Source organism: Paenibacillus sp. FSL H8-0259 (genome assembly GCF_037963255.1).
Lineage (GTDB): Bacteria > Bacillota > Bacilli > Paenibacillales > Paenibacillaceae > Paenibacillus_AQ > Paenibacillus_AQ phytohabitans.
In genome coordinates this window covers 5,142,316-5,162,664 of the sequence record NZ_CP150147.1, presented here as the reverse complement: position 1 = coordinate 5,162,664, position 20,349 = coordinate 5,142,316, and the positions used below count along the sequence as shown (strand labels likewise).

Genomic DNA, 20,349 nt, shown 5'->3' with positions numbered 1-20,349 from the left:
TCATGACCAAGCCGAAGGGTACTTTCTTTCCGCTTCGCCCGCAGCCCCGCAAGCGAGGCAAAATCCGCCTGTCTTCCAAGCTGCGGAGCATCCAGCTCATTATTACCCTGACCTTCACAGCGGTGACGGTAGCCGTTGCAGTGATCGTCAGCATTATGCTGTACGGCAAGTTTGCCAACACGGCGGAGGAGAATGCCAATCTCAACATGCAGCAGATTATCGAGCAGGTGAATTATAATCTGGAGCTGTATGTTAAAGGGATGGGCAGCATCTTCGAGACGGCGGAGAAGCAGATCACCACGAGTCAATCCATTGACTCTCCGCTGCTCTATGAACGGATGGACACACTAATGAGCAGCCGTGAGGACCTGGTATCCATGGCTGTTTTTACACCGCAGGGCAAATATGTAGTAGGTACGCCTGGTCAAAGCATGCGTCTTAACACTCAGCTGGAGAGCCAGAGCTGGTTCACCACGGCCAAGCGGACCTCGGAGATATCCTACTCAGCCCCGCATATTCAGAATTTATTCAAGGGACGGTATACCTGGGTCGTATCGATCAGCAAAATGATACAGTACAGGGAGATGGGGGAGCTGAAAACCGGTGTTCTGCTGCTGGATTTCAATTTCAGGACGATTGATGAGCTAAGCCGGCAAGTGAAGCTCGGTAAAAGAGGATACGCTTACATTCTCGATCCGCTGGGGAATATCGTCTACCATCCACAGCAGCAGCTGATCTATGCCGGCCTCAAATATGAGAATGTGGAGCCGGTGCTGGAATATGCCTTCCGCAGCTATCTGGATGAGTCGACCGGAGAGAAGCGGTTTATTACCGTGCGTACATTGGCCCAGACCGGCTGGAAGATCGTTGGGGTCGCTTACTACGATGAGATTGTCACGACCAAGCGCGACCTGAACCAATTTCTGTCCTGGTTCCTCGCAGTTGTCCTGGTGTGTGTGATTGCCGTATCTGTGTTCCTGTCCTGGCTGATTGCCAGTCCGATCCGCAAGCTGGAGCGTACGGTCAAGCAGGTGGGCGAGGGAGACCTCAACACCCCGATCAATGTCAGCGGCGCCTATGAGGTGGAACAGCTGTCCAAACGCTTCAATATGATGCTCCAGCGTATCCGGCAGCTGATGGATCAGATCATCTATGAGCAGGAGACCAAGCGCAAGGGCGAGCTTGAAGTCCTGCAGTCGCAGATCAACCCTCATTTTCTATACAATACACTGAATTCGGTCATCCGGCTGGCAGAGCGCGGCAAAACGGATGAGGTCGTCACGATGATTCAGTCCCTTTCGAAATTTTTCCGGATCAGTCTGAGCAAGGGCAAGAATATTATTACTATCCAGGAGGAGCTGGATCATATCCGCCATTACCTGGTGATTCAGAGCTTCCGTTTCAAAAATAAGTTCCGTTACGAAATAACGGCACAGGATGAAGTATTGCAGTACCAGACGGTTAAGCTGATCCTGCAGCCAATCGTTGAGAATGCACTTTACCATGGGATCGAAATGATGCCGGATGAAGGGCTGATCTCGATCAGCGCTGAGCTTCAGGATGGGCTCATTATTATCAGGGTCAGTGACAACGGCCTCGGGATGTCCGTAGAAACGATGAACGTGATTCTGAGCGGAGGCGTCAAAAGCGGAAGCGGCTCAGGAGTCGGCGTACGGAATGTTCATGAACGGATCGGGTTATATTATGGCCGCGAATATGGACTAACCTTTCAGAGTGAAATTGAAGAAGGTACTATCGTAACCATTGTGTTCCCGGCCCGGCTGGCCGGAGAAGACATGGATGAGCAGAAGGAGGAGACAAACCGGTGAGAAGCATACGTTTTTGGCTGACCTTGCTGCTATGCGGGGTGCTCTGGATCTCCGTGTCCTCCTGCTTTAATTCGTCGCCTGCTTATATCAATACGAGCAAGACACGTAATATCCACCTGATTGTCAAGATGAACAAGGGGGACTACTGGAATACAGTGAAGCTGGGTGCGGAAGCAGCAGCGAAGGAATTCAATGTCAAGCTGACGTTCAAAGCGCCGGATTCGGAGAGTGATATCGATGAGCAGGTGGGGATGGTGGAGGACTCCATTAAGGAGAAAGCGGATGTGATTATTCTCGCTGCCAGCAGCTATATGGGACTGGCCCAGGTCGTAGACCAGGCTGCATATTACAAAATCCCGGTGATCTCAGTTGATGCGGAAGTCGGATCGGCCAGAGTTCAGGCCTATGTAGGTTCGAATGGTTATGAAGCCGGACAGAAGTCCGCGGAGCGGCTGATCCAGCTTTTGCAGGGATATGGCGAGATTGGAATTATCAATTTCACCAATTCCTCTTTGAATGTTGCGCCGGACTCCAGCGGCAGCATTGATTACGGGGCCAGGGATGCGGATGAGCGCGAGAAAGGATTCCTCAATTACGCAGCCCGTTATCCGAATGTCAAAGTGGTGCAGATTTCCTACACTTCCTCAAGCACGGTGGAGGCCGAAACCCTGACCCGGGAGATGCTGGAGAAGCATCCTAATCTGCGCGGGATTGCCACGTTGAATGAAATTGCTTCCCAGGGAGCAGCCAAAGTCATACAAAGCTTAAGATTGGACAACATAAAGATGGTTGCGTTTGACAGTTCCCCCTCCATGATGGAATCGCTGCAGGATGGCACGGTGCAGGCGACCGTGATCCAGAACCCTTTCAGCAACGGGTATTTAGCCGTGAAATACGCCGTAGAAGCGCTTGAAGGTGTGACTATTCCGGAGCGGGTGGACACAGGCACCAAGCTGATCGATCTGGAGAATATGCTGTGGCCCGAGAACCAGAAGCTGCTGTTCCCGTTTGTCAGATAGGAGAAAATCAGATTTTAAACATTAGAATTTTCATGAAAATGAGTAGTATTTTATATTCGCAACCGTTTTCATGTAGGGCATAATAAGGATGTACCCGGGACACACCGGGATAACAAAAAGAAATATCCTCAGGAGGTCAATTGATTATGAAAAAAATCACTTCCGTTTTACTTGCTAGTGCATTGCTGGGTGCTGCTCTTGCAGGCTGCGGCGGCAACAACAACAACGCTGCTGACACTGGTAACAAAGCTAACACAGGCAACGCTGCTGCAACTGCAAACTCCGGTTCCGCTGCTGAAACTCCAAAGGTTGGCGTAGCGATCTACAAATTCGACGATACTTTCATGACGGGTGTCCGTAACGCCATCGATACTGCTGCCAAAGGCATCGCTACTGTAGATATCGTAGACAGCCAGAACTCCCAGCCTACACAAAATGATAAGGTGGATTTGTTCGTCACCAAAAAATATGACGGCATGCTGATCAACCCGGTTGACCGCACAGCTGCAGGCGTTATCATCGACAAAGCAAAAACAGCTGACATTCCGGTTGTGTTCCTGAACCGCGAACCGCTTCCAGAAGATATGAAGAAATGGGATAAAGTTTACTATGTAGGCGCCAAAGCAGAAGAGTCCGGCACAATGTCCGGCCAGCTGATCGTTGACTACTGGAAGGCTCACCCTGAAGCTGACAAGAACGGCGACGGCGTGCTGCAATACGTAATGCTCAAAGGCGAACCGGGACACCAGGATGCTGAGCTGCGGACCACTTACTCCATCCAGGCTATCGAAGATGCAGGTATCAAGGTTGAGAAATTGGCTGAAGATACTGCAATGTGGGATCGCGTAAAAGGACAGGAAAAAATGGCAGCCTTCCTCGGCTCCCACGGCGACAAGATTGAAGCCGTTCTTGCCAACAACGATGACATGGCTCTCGGTGCAATTGAAGCTCTGAAAGCCCAAGGATACTTCACTGGCGACAAATACATGCCGGTAGTAGGCGTTGATGCAACTGCTCCAGCGGTTCAAGCGCTGCAAGACGGAACTATGCTCGGTACAGTGCTGAACGATGCCAACAACCAGGGTAAAGCGGCAATCGTCCTGGCTTCCCTGCTGGCTAAAGGCGAAACACCTACCAAAGAAAACGTAGGCTTCGACATCACTGACAACCAATACGTATGGATCTCCTACAAAAAGATCACTAAAGACAACGTAGCTGACGCTCAATAATAGTTAGATTGCTCCAGATACAGATAAGCTTCATAAACAAAAATCCCGGAGGGCGGTCACCCGCTCTCCGGAATTCCTTTCGGGTAGGGAACAGGATGGAACCGCTGTGCCTCTCATGGAAAAAGAAAAAAAGCGTAGGGGGCGTAACAACATGGCAAATGCTGAGTTTTTGCTGGAAATGAACGGCATTACTAAAGAATTTCCCGGCGTTAAGGCGCTGGACGGAGTCAGCATAAAGGTTAGACCGGGTTCGGTTCATGCACTTATGGGCGAGAACGGTGCAGGCAAGTCGACACTGATGAAATGTCTCTTTGGGATCTATTCACCGGATGCCGGTGAGATCTTCCTGGATGGCCAAAAGGCCACCATCTCTAACTCCAACGATGCACTTAAGCACGGAATTTCGATGATTCACCAGGAGCTGCACCCGGTACCTTTCCGCAGTGTCATGGAGAACATCTGGCTAGGACGTTTTCCGACCAAGGGCATCGGGCCGATTCAGTTCATTGACCACAAAAAAATGTTCACGGACACGGAAAATTTATTTAAAGATCTGGATATCGATCTGAATCCCGAAACTTTGGTGGGCAAGCTGTCCGTATCCAAGGTCCAATCCATTGAAATCGCGAAGGCTGTCTCTTTTCATTCACGCGTCATTGTCATGGATGAACCAACCTCTTCCTTAACCAGCGTAGAAGTTGAGCATTTGTTCCGGATTATCCGGGATCTGCAAAAAAGAGGCGTAGCTATTATCTATATATCTCACAAGATGGAAGAAATTCTTGAAATCTCTGATGAAGTAACCATCATGCGTGACGGCAAAAAGATCGGTACCTGGCCGTCGGCCGAGCTTACCACGGACCTGATTATCTCCAAAATGGTCGGCCGTGACCTTACTAACCGCTTCCCTGAGCGCACTAATGTTCCAGGCGAAGTCTATATGAAGGTGGAAGGCTTGACCTCACCGGAGCCAAGATCCTTTAAGGATGTATCCTTTGAGCTGAGACGCGGTGAAATTCTCGGTGTCGGCGGTCTGGTCGGTGCGCAGAGAACGGAAGTTATTGAAGCATTGTTTGGCCTTCGTGCAATCAAATCCGGCTCCATCTCAATTGAAGGCAAAAAGGTGAAGATCAATTCGCCGCAGGATGCCAAGAAACATGGCCTGGCGCTGTTAACCGAGGAACGCCGTGTAACCGGTATCTTCCCGGTACTGTCCGTTCATGAGAATGGCGCAATTGCCAACCTTGACCATTATAAGACGCCTTACTTCCTGCTGAACGGCAGAAAGAAGAAAGCTGAAGTCGATAAAATGATTGAGAAGCTGCGCACCAAGACACCAACCACCAAAACGCAGATTATGAATCTCTCCGGCGGTAACCAGCAGAAGGTGCTGCTGGCCAGATGGCTGCTTACAGAGCCTGAAGTCCTGCTGCTGGATGAGCCGACACGCGGAATTGACGTTGGTGCCAAATTCGAAATCTATACCATCATTGCCGACCTGGCCAAGCAGGGGAAGAGCATTATCATGATTTCTTCGGAAATGCCTGAGCTGCTGGGGATGTCTGACCGCGTAATGGTCATGTCGGAAGGACGGCTTACAGGAATACTAGAAGGCGAGCAAGCTACGGAAACCGAAGTTATGCGTCTCGCTGCACAGCATTAAGGAGTACGGATAGGAGAATATGCTCGCGTAATTTTAAGGGGGATCACTACTAATGAACGTTAAAAAAGCTCAGTCCTTTGTGACTCAAAACGCAATTTACATCGTGCTGGTACTGCTGATTATGGGGATCATCATATATGAACCAAGCTTCATGTCCATCAACACCCTGCGTGACGTACTGATTCAGTCGTCTACACGCGTTATCATCGCGCTTGGGGTTGCCTTTATCCTCATCACAGCCGGTACCGACTTGTCGGCAGGCCGCGTGGTTGGTTTCACAGCTGTTATCTCCGCTTCGATGCTGCAGATACCGGATTACTCACGCCGCTTCTTCCCTGATCTGCCGCAAGTACAGGTATGGCTGCCCATCCTGATTGCCATCGTTGCCGGTCTGCTCTGCGGTCTCATCAACGGGGTCATCGTCTCCAAGCTTAATGTTCCGCCATTTATCGCAACCCTGGGCACCATGCTCATCGTGTACGGTTTGAACTCCCTGTACTTCGATATGGACCCTAACCAATCGCAGCCTATCGGCGGTCTGCGTCCTGACTTCACCAAAATCGGCTCCGGCTTTATCGGCAGCGGCCAATATTCAATACCTTACATCGTTCTCATAGCCCTGGCGGTCGCGGCCGTCGTGTGGGTACTCTTTAACAAAACTAAGCTGGGCAAAAACATGTACGCTATCGGCGGCAACATGCAGGCTGCCAAGGTTTCCGGTATCAACGTGTCCAAGAACCTGATCTACATCTACGCTATCGCTGGTGCCCTTTACGGTCTGGCGGGTGTGCTTGAAGCTGCAAGAACAGGCGGCGCTACCAACAACTATGGTAACATGTACGAGCTTGACGCCATCGCGGCTTGCGTAGTCGGCGGCGTATCCACTACCGGCGGTATCGGTACAGTTCCAGGTGTTCTGGTCGGTGTTATCATCTTCACCCTGATCAACTACGGTCTGACCTTCATCGGCATCAGCCCTTACTACCAGCTGATCATCAAAGGCCTCATCATCATCGCGGCTGTATCGTTCGATATGCGTAAATATTCTTCGAAGAAATAATTGTGGTTCGGTGATTAGCCGTAACTGCGAATGTTTGGACTTCCGGGTGCTGGTGCACCCGGAGTTTTTGCGTTCAATGTACCGATGTAAGAGGTAAAATGAACTGAGAAACTTTGATATCAGGTATGATCGTAACTGCGGTGAGTTTTGGACTTCCGGCCGCTGTTAGGTTTGGATTTCCTGATTTTGATCCGCTGTCTGCGGTAGAAATCCAAACAAGCGTATGCTTACGAAGTGAGCTTTCCTACGGAAAGCTTTTAGGCGGTCGCTATCGCTCCTCCAGTTCCAAAATCCCCTCCGTTACTCTCACCTTATATGGGGTTTATAGTTCATCTTACATTTCGATTGAAAGCAAGAACCCTCCGGGTGCTGCCGCTCCTCCAGTTCCAAACTTTACCTTCGTTACTCCCATCACCTCACCCAGGTGGGGGTGGTGCAAATTAAGCGTTTGCGGTATTTCGCAAACGTCTTTTGCTTGGGGCTTGTTGATTTTGTCGCAACTTTTCTCCAAAACCATGCCCAATATCTCAACCCTTAAGTGAGCAGCAAACGCAGCAAACCCCAAAGTAACCAGGTGTATAAATGTTGTACGTAGTGCAACTCGCAGGCTTAAATATATAAGTGTTCGGGCGGATTGTTGTACGAAATGCAAGAATTTCCTTGCATTTTGCCTTGGAGATGGCGAATTGCTGCATTCTATACAACAATCGTGGATTAGGGACGGTATAATGATGAGAATGTTGTATTTAGTGCAGGATTTTATGTTGAAGAGGAAGTAGTGAAGTTGCTCTTATTGCTCTCCAATTCCAGCGCATGTAGCTGCAGAACCCCAATAACCAGTGACAGGGCAGGCGAAGCAGCCCTTGAACATCCTGCTAACACCCTCTGAAAGGGTGTTTTTGTGCTGCTCTTAGGGTTGCAGTTTATGTCTTTGATGTAGTTTGTGCCTGTGACCTTGGTTTTGCTGAAGAAAGGTGGAGAGTAACGGAGGGGAAGTTTGAACTGGAGGAGCGGGAGCGTCCGCCTTTGTCTCCGGATTTCCACCGCGTTATAGCGGTTCAAATCAAGAAATCTGGAGACAACAGCGGCCGGAAGTCCAAACATTCACCGCAGTTACAGCCTCACCTTTCCTAGTTTGTTTTTAAGCCCTCACGCTCCTAACGCATTCCACGCTCCTAACGCATTCCACGCTCTCAACGCATTCCACGCTCACGCTGACGCCCATACTCACGCGTATCGGCAGCTCTGGGCACATAAACACCCTTTCCCCCTCACTCTCATATTCTATAGGCAAATGCCTTTGTAAGGGAGAGCGACTGAATGCTGAGGATTAAGCTGAACGAGCTGGGAAAAGAGAATGACAATGGTCTGATTCAGACGGAGGTATGGCGGTGGGACGGAATCGGCTGGAATGAGGTTATTCCGCAGCAGGAGGAGGATTTCATCCGTGCGGATGATGATCTGTTCGTGACGATCCCGGCAGAGGCGGGATTATACCGCGTAGACTACTCCAAAAAGCCGCTGGAGGCGCTTATCGTGCTTCCGGAGGTAGATGCCAGCGGGCTGCGGGCGGAGATGCTGCATCCGGCTCCTTTTAAGCTTAAAGACGGAACACTGTGGGGTTACATTAATAACGACGGACGGACTGTGATCGAGCCCAGATATGACTATGCGGAGGATTTCCAGGAGAATGGCCTGGCGGTAGTGCAGCGCAAGAATTACAGCGGTCTGATTGACAGCTCCGGGCGGGAGAAGGTCAAACCGCTATATTCCTTTATTGCTCCATTTGCCGAAGGGCGGGCTGTGGTTTCGGATGCCAAGGGCTATACTTTTATTGATGAGAAAGGCAAAGAGGTCACGTCCGCGCGGTATGACTATCTGAATTCGCTGCATGAAGGCCGCGCGCTGTTCTCCAAGCAGAATACAACCGGGGGGAACTCATACTACGGATATCTGGATGCCCAAGGCAAAGAGGTGCTGCCAGCGGTGTATCTGGATGCCGGGGATTTCAATGAAGGAACGGCGCTGGTCAAAGTCGCTGAGGGGGAGTACGCGCTGATTGATCCCCAGGGAACGGTGCTGCATACGTATAAGTATCCATTCGTGGGGTATCCGGGGGAAGGTCTGCTTGCTTTTCAAGCTACGGAGAACGGGAAATACGGTTACCTCCATACAGACGGCAGCATTGCCATTCAGCCGCAGTTTACGGCAGCCTTGCCTTTCTCGGAAGGGCGTGCGGTAATCAACACAGCTGAGGATTACGGTAATGCATACGGTCTGATTGACAAGCAGGGCAAAGCCATTATTCCGGCGACTTACTATGAAGTCCAGCAGCTGGGTGAGAACCGGGTTGCGCTGGGAACCCCACTTTATGCCGATCAGCCGTACCGGGGTTCACGTTATGTGATTGCCGATGCGCTTACAGGCAGAATTCTCAGCACCCATCCGCTGCTCGGGGTGAACAATTATCAGAACGGGCTTGCGTCGGTGTATGATGCCAAGGACACGTATTTTATTGATAAAAGCGGTAAAAAAGCCGCCCAGCCGCCGGTCATTGCCGGCTCAGGATCTCTATCCTTCAGCGGCAACCTGATCCGTGCGGATGTTGACCAGCGTACTGCCTACTATGACCGCAAAGGCAAGCAGGTATGGCGGCAAAATGGGGTCATTCCGCTCAGACCGCCGTACTCCGTGCTGGAGAAGAAATATAAACCGAACAGGGATTATCTGGTCTACTATCCGGTAGTAGAAGGGATTGCTGTCGCTGAGATATCCAAATCAGTCAATGATAAGCTGCGCAGTCTCTCACTCGCAGAAGGTGCGGGGACTGGGGGAGCGGGGCAGGATTTTAGCTATACGGGGGATTTTGCCGTATCCTTCTTCCGCAAGAACCTGCTGGTACTTGAGCTCAGCGGATACCGCTTTCCGTTTGGAGCGGCGCATGGAATGCCGACTATGATCTATGAGCATATCAATTTGCGCACCGGCAAATTTTACACGCTGAGTGATCTGTTTAAGCCTGGCAGCAAATATGTGCAGAAACTCAGTGATATTGTCGGAAAACAGATTGCGAATGATCCGCAGTATTCCTATGTTTTTCCCGATACGTACAAAGGCATTACGGCTGACCAGCCTTTTTATGTAGATGGCGAAGCGCTGTATCTCTATTTTGCCCCTTATGAAATTGCTCCGTATGCTGCGGGCTTTCCTACATTCCGGATTCCGTATGCCGAAATTATGGGCCTGATCTCGACAGAAGGGGATTTCTGGCAGTCCTTTCATTAAGCGGGGGGCGGGTGAATGCCGATATTAACTGTAAGAACATGTGACCGTTCTGAAGAGGACGGTTTCTTAAATATAAGAATATATATGCTTCGCGTTATGAATTATCCTTCTATATCTCGTTGAAACGGTACCGTCCTTATTACAGGACGGCAAAGCCGTTTTCACTTTTTGAACAGAAGCGGACAAGCCTCAGCCGTCAAGAAAAATGTCATAATTTAGAAGCGCACAGCCTGATTTTTTATGTTACAATGACTGAGGAACAAATTACAACTTTGTAACAATTGATGTCCGCAACTCTCGGCAGCCAGGTAATTCTACAACAAGAATAAGGAGATGGCAGAATGAAAAGCAAGACTTTAAGAGCAATGATAGGTGGAAGTGTAGCCGCTGTTATGGCACTTAGCATTTCACTTCCATTACAGGCAAGCGCAGCAGCTGGAGCCACTACGGCAACCGCTTCAGATACGAATTTCGCAAAATTCATGGAATATTTCACACAGTACAATTCGAAGTCATTTGTATTTGACGGGAATACGTTCACCGTATCCAAGACCGTTATTTATAAGAATCCTGTAGCAACAGTTCCGGCAGCAACAGCTAAGCCGGTGGCTACCGCTGTACCAGTAGCGACAGCTAGACCAGTAGTCACAGCCGCGCCAGTAGCAACGGCTAAGCCTGTTGTTACACCAGCACCGACGACTGCGCCAGTAGCAACCGCTAAGCCGGTAGCTACACCAGCTGCAACTGCGGCTCCAGCTGTCGCAGACAGCGCTTCAAGCTACATTCAGCAGGTTGTAGCCCTGGTGAACAAAGAACGCGCAGCAGCAGGACTGGCTCCTGTCTCCGCACTGGACAGCCTGAACAAAGTGGCAGCGGCTAAGGCTACTGACATGCGTACGAACAACTATTTCTCCCATACTTCCCCGACCTATGGATCGCCTTTTGATATGATGTCCGCGTTCGGTATTACTTATCAGGCAGCCGGAGAGAATATCGCGATGGGCCAGAAAACGCCGCAGGAAGTTATGACTGCCTGGATGAACAGCCCGGGCCATAAGGCTAACATTCTGAGCACGAATTTCAACTACATCGGCGTAGGCTTCGACAATAATTACTGGGTTCAGGAATTCATCGGCAAATAATATAACGCAGCTCTTAAGCTTCACTCGTCCTCCGGCATTGCCGGGGGGCTTTTTTTGAGGTTTAGTAAATGAAGATAATCTACGAGAAACACCACTAATAGTTGTTGTTTTTATTCTGGATCGGGAAATGAAGGTTTTTGTCAGACGAAGATAAATCAATTTGCAGTTTCGAAGTTCTGCACTGTAGTTTCGCTTTTTGGACTTTGCAGTTTCGCAGTTTCGCATGATCAGAGCAGTGCTATAGTGCCGCCCTGGCTGCTCCACACTGTTTAGGTGAAAGCGGCGGAGGGGATTATGGAACTGTAGGAGGGGGAGCGACCGCCTTTGTCACCAGATTATCACCGCGAAGAGCGGTACAGATCAAAAAAAGCTGGGGAAAACAGCGGCCGGAAGTCCAAAATCACCGCAGCCGCGCCTTTCACCAAAACCCCCGCTTTATTTGCAAATTAAGCAAAGAAGAATTATGTTTATCTACATAGTTAAGAAGTTTGTAAAATGTGGAACAATAGAGAATAGATCGGCATACGGAGGGATAGCATTGAACGATTCCAAATGGACCTGGAGGGCAGTGGGCCTGGTATCCATCCTGGCAACTTTACTTTTAATTACAGGGTTTGTGTATGCGGTAAGCGATATTATCAATCCCAAAGGGGAGACACTCCTGTCTTCTCTCCCGCAGGAAACAGCTGCACCGACAGCCGCGGCAACGGATGAATTGAAGATACTGGCGCTGGGGGATTCTCTGGCCAAAGGGACCGGCGACAATTCCGGACAGGGGTTTGTGAAGCGTACGCTGGAGGCGTTATCGGCGGACGGAGGCAAGGCGGAGCTGCTCGGCAACATGGGCATTAACGGCTTAACCACAGCCGGACTGCAGAGCAAGCTTCAGGAGGAGGGTGTGCAGTACGCGCTCCGCCAGGCGAATGTAATCCTGATCTCTATAGGCGGCAATGACCTGTTCCGCGGCTCGGATATTCTGGGGACAGGCAGCAGCAGCGGAGAGGCAGTATCGTCAGCAGATACGGAGAATCCTGCGGACGGAATAGCGCCGCTGGAGACTGAATCCGCTGCGAATAACACGGTAGAAGGTTCAGCACCCGTGCCTACAGCCTCCACCGACGAATTAACCCCCGAATCTCTGCTCTCGGCTCTGCCTGATGCATCGGGGCGGCTGGGCAGTATTCTTGACACCATTGCCGGGATTAATCCGCAGGCACAGATTTATTACGTGGGATTGTATAATCCCTTCGGAGATATTGCGGACCTGCTGGTTCCGGGTAATCAGGCTGTAACCGCCTGGAACAATGCAGCGATGGATATCATCAACACCCACAGCAATATGACGCTCGTTCCGACCTTCGATTTGTTCAACCGGCATCTGGACAAGTATCTCTCGAATGACCACTTCCACCCGAACGGGGACGGTTATCAGCGGATGAGTGAGCGGATTGTACAGGCTGTACATTAACCTGGGACAGGGAATGGAGCAGGGCAGGGAACATTCTGAACAGAAATGACCGCAGCAAGGAGTTGTATAGAGATGGCTAAACCAATGCAAGAAGCCTCCGTGGAGGTAGTCCTGTCCGTACAAGGGGTCCGCAAAAAAATCGGCCGTAAATGGATCATAGATGATGTTACGTTTGACGTCCGGAAAGGTGAGATTTTCGGCTTCCTCGGTCCCAATGGGGCCGGCAAAACCACAACGATCCGCATGCTGGTTGACCTGATCCGGCCAAGTGAGGGCACGATTACCGTCTGCGGCTATAATGTGAACCGTGACCCGGAAAAAGCATTGCAATACGTTGGCTCCATCGTCGAAAACCCCGAGGTGTATACGTATCTGACAGGCTGGGAGAACCTGCAGCATTTCGCCCGCATGCAGCCCGGTGTGGACAAGGCGAGAATTGCCGAGGTAGTGGATATTGTACGGCTGGATCAGCGTATTCATGACAAGGTGAGCACGTATTCACTGGGGATGCGCCAGCGGCTGGGCATTGCCCAGGCACTCTTGGGCCGGCCACGGCTGCTGATTCTGGATGAGCCGACGAACGGCCTGGACCCGAAGGGCATCAAGGAGCTGCGCGAATTCATCCGCAAGCTGGCGGATGAAGGGCTTGCCGTGTTCGTCTCCAGCCATCTGCTGAGCGAGATTCAGCTGCTGTGCGACCGTGTGGCGATCATCAGTAAAGGGCGGGTACTCGCCGTAGGCGGTGTGGACGAGCTGGTTGCCCGCAATTCTCCATACGTCCTGTGGGAGCTGGAGCCGCTGAATCGGGCTAGAGAACTATTAAACGGCCGGCCGGATATCCATCTGCTGGAGCTGGATGAGGTAACACTGGACGACTCCATTATCGCAGGCATGGGAGTGAATTCCCTGATCACGGTTATGGAGGAGGATTTAATCCCGGAAATTGTCGCCGTACTGGTTACTAGAGAGGTTGAGGTCCGGGCTGTGCATAAAATCAACCCTACACTGGAACAGCTATTCTTGAAGCTAACGGAAGGTGAAACTATTGACTAACCTGCTGCCGCTCATCCGCAATGAGTGCCTCAAAATCATAAAAAAGAAACGGTTTTATGTCATCCTGCTCATTCTGCTTGTGCTTGTGCCTATGTTTACCTATGCACAGATGCGTATAGCGGAACGCAGCCGGGATAAGTTTAACTCTGACTGGAGGCTGGAGGTCCAGCAGCAGATTACCGATAACCAGAACTCCCTCGGCAGCGACCGGATTCCGGAAGAATGGAAGTCGTACCGGCGGATTTTTGTCCAGCAGCTGCAGTATTATCTGGATCACGATGTGAATCCGAACGAGCCGAGCGGCGTTACCTTTACCCGTGAATTTCTGGACAATTCCGTGTCCCTGTTCATTCCGCTGCTGATTATGGCGGTGGCCTCGGATCTGGTCTCCGGGGAGAGAACGACAGGAACAATCAAGATGCTGCTGACGCGTCCGGTCAAACGCTGGAAGGTGCTGTTCAGTAAAATGACGGCCCTCATGATGTTTGTCTCCTTAATCGTCCTGTCTGCTTTTATCATCAGCTATCTGGTGTCGGGGCTGGCCTTTGGATACAAAGGATTCAATGTTCCGGTGTTCACAGGCTTCCAGCTGAGCGGGGATACGGTCGATATGACCACGGTTCACGCTGTGCCGCAATGGAAATACCTGCTGATGCAGGGCGGTTTGATCTGGTTCGTCAGCGTAGTTGTTGCTCTGCTGGCTTTCATGGTGTCGGTTCTGGTACGCAGTACGGCAGCCAGTATAGTGGTGATGATGGCGGCGCTGATTGCAGGCACGATCCTGACGAATATGGCTTCTGCCTGGACTGCGGCCAAATATTTATTTATGGTTAATATGGAGCTTACCGGGTATTTAGCAGGTACTCCAGCACCGATTGAGGGCATGACACTGGCATTTTCGATGGCGGTATTGGCGATTTGGGGACTGGCTGCAGTAATCATTTCATTCGCCGTCTTTACGAAACGGGATATTTTGAATTAGAATGTACAAAGTGAACGAAAACGTTTGTTTGCATTTTATAGAGATAGTAAGACACAAGAAGGAGGAGCATGAATGCTCGAACAGATCGATATGTTTGCAAAAGTCTCTAAGAACGCCGAAGTGGGCCGGACTGGATACGATGCTGACGACATTCAGGTGCTCGAAGGTCTGGTTGCGGTCCGCAAACGGCCCGGCATGTATATTGGCAGTACGAGTTCCTCGGGACTGCACCATTTAGTATGGGAAATAGTGGACAATGCCGTAGATGAGCATTTGGCCAAGTTTTGCTCGAAGATTGATATTACACTCCGCAAGGACGGATCGGTCACCGTAATTGACAACGGACGGGGAATTCCGACCGGAATGCACAAGACGGGAGTGCCGACTCCGCAGGTTGTTTTCACCATTCTGCATGCGGGTGGTAAATTCGGAGGCTCCGGCTACAAGAAATCGGGCGGTCTGCATGGCGTAGGGGCATCAGTAACCAATGCTTTGTCCGAGTGGCTGGAAGTGGAGATTTACCGTGAAGGCAAGATCCACCGGCAACGCTTCGAATATTGGGTCGACAAAAGCGGGAAAGAACATGTCGGCGAGCCTGTGACTGGCCTTGAGGTACTGGGGAATACGAATAAGACCGGTTCGAAGATCACCTTCAAGCCGGATATTCGCGTCTTCCCGACTGGCATTTCACTGAATTACGACACACTCGCGGAACGGGTGCAGGAGATTGCCTTCCTGAACTCGGGCCTGCGGATCAACCTCAGCGATGAGCGGAGCGGACGGCAGGATGAGTTCTTTTATGAGGGCGGCGCGAGCCAGTTTGTACAGTTCCTCAATGAGGGCAAGGATGTCTTGCATGATGTGGTTCATTTCAGCTCCGAGAAGGATGAGATTGAAGTGGAAATTGCGCTGCAATACAATGCGGGGTACACGGAGACCATTGCTTCTTTCGTCAACTCGATTCCTACGCGCAGCGGCGGGACGCATGAGACCGGCTTCAAGACAGCCTATACCCGTGTGCTGAATGACTACGCCCGGCGGACGCAGCTGCTTAAGGAGAAGGATAAGAATCTGGAGGGTAATGATCTCCGTGAGGGAATGATGGCGGTTATCAGCATTAAGATGTCGGATGTGGAATTTGTCGGACAGACGAAGGATCAGCTGGGTAGTGCTTCTGCACGCAGTGCCGTGGACTTTATTGTCTCGGAGAAAATGGCGCGCTTCCTCGAGGAGAATCCCCAGGTCGCGCAGAGCCTGCTGAAGAAATCGATCCAGGCGTCCAAGGCGCGCGAAGCGGCCCGCAAAGCCCGCGATGAAATCCGCAGCGGCAAGAAACGCAGCGAGAGCTCGAATCTTGGCGGTAAGCTGTCGCCTGCACAATCCAAGGATGTTACGCGTACCGAAATCTTCATCGTAGAAGGCGACTCCGCCGGAGGCTCAGCCAAGCAGGGCCGTGATTCGAAGATTCAGGCCATTCTTCCTCTGAAGGGGAAGCCGATGAATCCGGAGAAGGCCAAGCTGCTGGATATCTTGAAGAACGATGAATACAAGGCGATTATATCGGCGATTGGTGCGGGCATTGGTCCTGATTTTGCCGTGGAAGACAGCAATTATTCCAAAATTATCATTATGACCGATGCCGATACGGACGGTGCGCATATTCAGGTGCTGCTGCTGACCTTCTTCTACCGCTATATGAAGCCTCTGATCGATGCCGGCAAGGTCTTCATTGCCCAGCCGCCGCTGTATAAGCTGACGCGTAAATCGGGTAAGCTGGAAACAGTCCGCTACGCCTGGAGCGATGAGGAGCTGCAGAATTACCTGAAGGAATTCGGTAAGAATTTCGAGCTGCAGCGGTACAAGGGACTCGGTGAGATGAACCCTGATCAGCTGTGGGAAACAACGATGAATCCGGATTCGCGCACGCTGCTGCAGGTGCAGATCGAGGATGCCGCCAAGGCGGAACGCCGCGTCTCCACACTGATGGGCGACAAGGTTGATCCGCGTAAGCGCTGGATTGTCGAGAACGTCGACTTTACAGAAATAGTAGAGTAGAGGTTAGCGGGCAGTGACGATTACTTCCGCTGTTTTTAATTTTTTGATGATCACTTTAAGCGCAGCGAATGGGATATTCGCGGATTGCCGCCAGAACTTTAGAATAAAGCGAAGCTAAATAAGGTGGTTAGTAACGGAGTGTGAGTTTGGAACTGTAGTAGCGCAGCGTCCGCCTTTGTTTCCGGATTATTACCGCTATTTAGATTGAACTTGAAAATATACTAAAAAGGGAAAAGTGGCGGAGGAGAATTTTGGAACTGTAGGAGCGTCAGCGTCCGCCTTTGTCTGCGGATTTCCACCGCGAACAGCGGTTAAATTCAAGAAATCTGCAGACAACAGCGGCCGGAGGGCCAAACATTCTCTGGAGTCACGGCAATCCCATAATAGAAAAAATACAAGTTCAATCTATATAGAAGCGGTATGATTCAAGAAATATGGGGATAACAGCGCGGAAGTCCAAAACTCACCGCAGTTACGGCTTAACACTGATTTGTTTAGTTTTATTCTTAAGAGCCTTGAGGCAATACGAATCGAATATCCCAGGCGCGCAGCAGTCAGATCATCAATCATTACAAACGTGGACAGATTGAGGAACAGAAGGTGAAAAGTGAATGAGCAGTTTATCAGAGCAATTTTTGCCGGCTTTTCTGGAAGAGGTCGTTGGTGACCGATTTGGCCGGTATTCCAAATATATCATTCAGGACCGGGCGATTCCGGACGTCCGCGACGGGCTGAAGCCCGTGCAGCGCCGGATTCTGTATGCGATGTACGACTCTGGCAACACGCCGGATAAGCCATACCGCAAGTCGGCCAAAACAGTCGGTGACGTCATGGGTAACTACCATCCTCATGGAGACTCCTCGATCTACGACGGGATGGTCCGGATGGCTCAGCCCTGGAAGATGGGACATGTGCTTGTCGACGGACACGGCAATTGGGGTTCGATGGATGATGACCCTGCAGCAGCTATGCGTTATACAGAAGCGCGCCTGTCTCCAATCGCTTTGGAGATGATGCGTGATATTGAGAAACGCACCGTACTTTTCAAGGACAATTTCGATAATACGGCAAAGGAGCCGGTCGTGGTTCCATCCCGTTATCCGAATCTGCTTGTCAACGGGACAAGCGGGATCTCTGCCGGGTTCGCCACGGAAATTCCGCCGCATAACCTGCGTGAAGTCATCGATGCCTGTATCGCTGTCATGCAGAAGCCGGACATCGCACTGGAGGACATCATGACCTTCATCAAAGGTCCCGACTTCCCTACAGGCGGAACGATTATGGGCGGCGACGGCATTATGGACGCGTACCGTACAGGTAAAGGCCGCATCTATCTGCGCTCGAAGACGGAGATTGAGAACCTGCGCGGCGGCAAGCAGCAGATCGTTATTACCGAGGTTCCCTTCCAGATTGTGAAGTCGCGGCTCGTGACCTCCATGGAGAATATCCGCCTGGAGAAGAAGATCGAAGGCATCGCCGAAGTCCGCGACGAGAGCGGCCGTGAAGGTCTGCGGATAGTGGTGGAGCTGAAGAAGGAAGCCGATGCGAATGGTATTCTGGCCTACCTGCTCAAAAAAACCGATCTGCAGATCACCTACAACTTCAACATGGTGGCCATCGTTAACAAGGCTCCGCAGCAGCTCGGCCTGAAGTCGATCCTTGAAGCCTATATCGCCCATCAGCGTGAAGTGGTTACCCACCGCACCCTGTTTGATCTGGAGCGGGCAGAGGACCGGGCCCATGTCCTGGAAGGGCTGGTTAAGGCTCTGAACATTCTGGATGAAGTGATCGCCGCAATCAAGGCGTCGAAGAACCGCCAGGATGCCCAGAATAATCTGGTGTGGATGTTCGGCTTCAGCGAACGCCAGGCCGATTCCATCCTTACCTTGCAGCTGTACCGGTTAACCAATCTGGAGATTCATTCGCTCCAGAAGGAGCTTGATGAGATGCATGCCAAGATTGCTGTCCTGCAGGGCATTCTGGACAGTGACAAGAAGCTGATTGCGGTCATCCGCAAAGAGCTGCTGGAGATCCGTGATAAATACGGGATCGACCGCCGTTCACTGATTCAGGGTGAAGTGGAGGAATTGAAGGTCAGCATGGAGGTTCTAGTGAATGCGGAGGATGTGCTGGTCGCCATTTCAGAGGGTGGCTATATCAAGCGGACAGGCATGCCATCCTTCACCCGTTCAGGCGGAGAGCGCCACTCATCGGGTGTCAAGGACGGCGACCATATCGTCAGGCTGCTGGACCTGAATACCCGGGACAGCCTGCTTGTGTTCACCCGCAAGGGCCAATACTTCCTGCTTCCGGTTCATCAGATACCGGAATTTAAATGGAAGGAGCCTGGTACCGCGATCGTGAACGTGATCGGCCTCGCCAAGGGCGATGGCATTGTCAGTGTGCTGCCGGTCGGCAACCTGGAGGACCCGCTGGCAAGTCTGGTCTTTGTCACCCGTAAGGGACAGGTGAAGCGTACAGAGCTCAAGGAGTACTCTACAAGCCGTTCCGGAGCCGTGGCCGCCTGTAAGGTAGCTGACGGTGATGAGATCATTACAGTGGCGCTGAGCAGCGGAGACAAGGACATCGTGCTTGTGACCCGTGAAGGGATGAGCATCCGCTTCCGGGAGAGTGAAGTCAACCCTATGGGCCGTGTGGCCACAGGGGTAAGAGGGATTCAGCTGCGAGAAGGCGACGAGGTCGTCTCCAGCTTCTGGGTCAGTGAGGACGAAGGGGAGATTCTTGCGGTTACCGAGATTGGCTACGCCAAACGCTCTCTGCTGCTGGATTACCCTTCCCAGAGCCGCGGAGGCAAAGGGATGCCGACATTCGAGTTCAAAGAAGGCAAACGGGTTCGCCCGAATGGCAGCAGGCTTGTGGGGGCCTTCTACTGCAAGGAGCCCCTGGAGCTGACCGCCATCACCCAGAGCGGTGCGGTTCATGCCTTCTCCTCCGAATCGGCACCGCTTGGTGAGCGCCGTTCCATCGGCAAGCAGCTGGTTGCTGTCGAGAAGAAGGATGAGATCATCAGCCTGTACCCCGCAGTTAAATAGCCGGGGCAGAAGCTTAGAATATTAAATAATTCAAACGGCGTTCGGCTGCTCTGGTCTACAGAGCTCCGAACGCCGTTTATTTGTATTAGCGGGATTTACAAGTATGGTCAGGCAGCGGAGAATTACACGGTTCGCTCCGAGTCACGTCAAGTAGTGTATAGAATGCCTAATGTTGCAGGTATTACAACTTTGATTCATGGATACCAGTGTATGCATAGGTATTGTTGTATGAAATACAAGAATAACCCCCGCTAAGGTTCTTTATAGATGGGGAATGCTGCCTTTTATACAACAATTCTAGATTTAAGGCCGAAATCATAAGGGGAATGTTGTATTTCATGCAGGAATTGGTGCGGAGTTTTCGTTCAACCAGCAGTCACTCCATCTCCACCACAAACAGCGGGTTCATTAAGAAATCTGTAAGTACATACCTCAAATTCACTAGCGGCCGTGATTTTATTTTTTTCTTTTGCAGGAAATGGAATTTTTTTCGCGAAAATGTTTAGGTATA

Annotated in this window: 12 protein-coding genes; all 12 read left to right on the top strand. The window is 51.2% G+C overall.

Annotated features, from left to right (window positions below):
* Positions 1 to 2: 2 nt before the first annotated feature.
* The 12 genes from NSU01_RS22305 to gyrA all read left to right on the top strand — a co-directional run bounded on the left by NSU01_RS22305 (position 3) and on the right by gyrA (position 19,838).
* Positions 3 to 1,829 carry a sensor histidine kinase gene (locus tag NSU01_RS22305; protein WP_083705448.1) on the top strand — a complete coding sequence of 609 codons (1,827 nt, stop codon included), beginning with the start codon at positions 3 to 5 and terminating at the stop codon, positions 1,827 to 1,829.
* Positions 1,826 to 2,848 carry a substrate-binding domain-containing protein gene (locus NSU01_RS22300; protein ID WP_076243328.1) on the top strand — a complete coding sequence of 341 codons (1,023 nt, stop codon included), beginning with the start codon at positions 1,826 to 1,828 and terminating at the stop codon, positions 2,846 to 2,848. The genes NSU01_RS22305 and NSU01_RS22300 overlap by 4 nt, the downstream gene beginning before the upstream one ends.
* 146 nt (positions 2,849 to 2,994) lie before the next feature.
* Positions 2,995 to 4,077 (top strand): galactose ABC transporter substrate-binding protein, encoded by a 1,083-nt coding sequence (locus NSU01_RS22295; RefSeq protein WP_099052481.1) that lies wholly within the window; start codon positions 2,995 to 2,997, stop codon positions 4,075 to 4,077.
* 151 nt (positions 4,078 to 4,228) lie between these two features.
* The gene (locus NSU01_RS22290) at positions 4,229 to 5,740 is read left to right on the top strand and encodes a sugar ABC transporter ATP-binding protein (protein WP_042138554.1); all 1,512 of its coding nucleotides are present in this window, start codon (positions 4,229 to 4,231) and stop codon (positions 5,738 to 5,740) included.
* Between the two features lie 52 nt (positions 5,741 to 5,792).
* Positions 5,793 to 6,800, top strand: coding sequence for a galactose/methyl galactoside ABC transporter permease MglC (gene mglC, locus NSU01_RS22285; RefSeq protein ID WP_039307739.1), 1,008 nt, complete (start codon positions 5,793 to 5,795; stop codon positions 6,798 to 6,800).
* Positions 6,801 to 8,120: 1,320 nt separating this feature from the next.
* On the top strand, positions 8,121 to 10,085 hold the full coding sequence (locus NSU01_RS22280) for a WG repeat-containing protein (protein WP_042138550.1): 1,965 nt from the start codon (positions 8,121 to 8,123) through the stop codon (positions 10,083 to 10,085).
* Positions 10,086 to 10,426: 341 nt separating this feature from the next.
* Positions 10,427 to 11,227 (top strand): CAP domain-containing protein, encoded by an 801-nt coding sequence (locus NSU01_RS22275; protein ID WP_076243326.1) that lies wholly within the window; start codon positions 10,427 to 10,429, stop codon positions 11,225 to 11,227.
* 538 nt (positions 11,228 to 11,765) lie between these two features.
* Positions 11,766 to 12,695 (top strand): GDSL-type esterase/lipase family protein, encoded by a 930-nt coding sequence (locus NSU01_RS22270; protein ID WP_076243325.1) that lies wholly within the window; start codon positions 11,766 to 11,768, stop codon positions 12,693 to 12,695.
* Positions 12,696 to 12,767: 72 nt separating this feature from the next.
* The gene (locus NSU01_RS22265; protein WP_256703800.1) at positions 12,768 to 13,748 is read left to right on the top strand and encodes an ABC transporter ATP-binding protein; all 981 of its coding nucleotides are present in this window, start codon (positions 12,768 to 12,770) and stop codon (positions 13,746 to 13,748) included.
* The gene (locus NSU01_RS22260) at positions 13,741 to 14,730 is read left to right on the top strand and encodes an ABC transporter permease (RefSeq protein ID WP_039307732.1); all 990 of its coding nucleotides are present in this window, start codon (positions 13,741 to 13,743) and stop codon (positions 14,728 to 14,730) included. Before NSU01_RS22265 ends, NSU01_RS22260 begins: the two co-directional genes overlap by 8 nt.
* A 72-nt stretch (positions 14,731 to 14,802) precedes the next feature.
* Positions 14,803 to 16,785: a DNA topoisomerase IV subunit B gene (gene parE, locus NSU01_RS22255; RefSeq protein WP_042138544.1), complete on the top strand. Its 1,983-nt coding sequence runs from the start codon at positions 14,803 to 14,805 to the stop codon at positions 16,783 to 16,785.
* A gap of 611 nt (positions 16,786 to 17,396) precedes the next feature.
* Positions 17,397 to 19,838: a DNA gyrase subunit A gene (gene gyrA / locus NSU01_RS22250; RefSeq protein ID WP_076243324.1), complete on the top strand. Its 2,442-nt coding sequence runs from the start codon at positions 17,397 to 17,399 to the stop codon at positions 19,836 to 19,838.
* Positions 19,839 to 20,349 lie beyond the last annotated feature (511 nt).

Bases quoted from the DNA above. Each gene is read 5' to 3' on its own strand.
- NSU01_RS22305 (WP_083705448.1), top strand. From the start codon at position 3: ATGACCAAGCCGAAGGGTACTTTCTTTCCGCTTCGCCCGCAGCCCCGC.
- NSU01_RS22295 (WP_099052481.1), top strand. From the start codon at position 2,995: ATGAAAAAAATCACTTCCGTTTTACTTGCTAGTGCATTGCTGGGTGCT.
- NSU01_RS22290 (WP_042138554.1), top strand. From the start codon at position 4,229: ATGGCAAATGCTGAGTTTTTGCTGGAAATGAACGGCATTACTAAAGAA.
- mglC (WP_039307739.1), top strand. From the start codon at position 5,793: ATGAACGTTAAAAAAGCTCAGTCCTTTGTGACTCAAAACGCAATTTAC.
- NSU01_RS22280 (WP_042138550.1), top strand. From the start codon at position 8,121: ATGCTGAGGATTAAGCTGAACGAGCTGGGAAAAGAGAATGACAATGGT.
- NSU01_RS22275 (WP_076243326.1), top strand. From the start codon at position 10,427: ATGAAAAGCAAGACTTTAAGAGCAATGATAGGTGGAAGTGTAGCCGCT.
- NSU01_RS22265 (WP_256703800.1), top strand. From the start codon at position 12,768: ATGGCTAAACCAATGCAAGAAGCCTCCGTGGAGGTAGTCCTGTCCGTA.
- parE (WP_042138544.1), top strand. From the start codon at position 14,803: ATGCTCGAACAGATCGATATGTTTGCAAAAGTCTCTAAGAACGCCGAA.
- gyrA (WP_076243324.1), top strand. From the start codon at position 17,397: ATGAGCAGTTTATCAGAGCAATTTTTGCCGGCTTTTCTGGAAGAGGTC.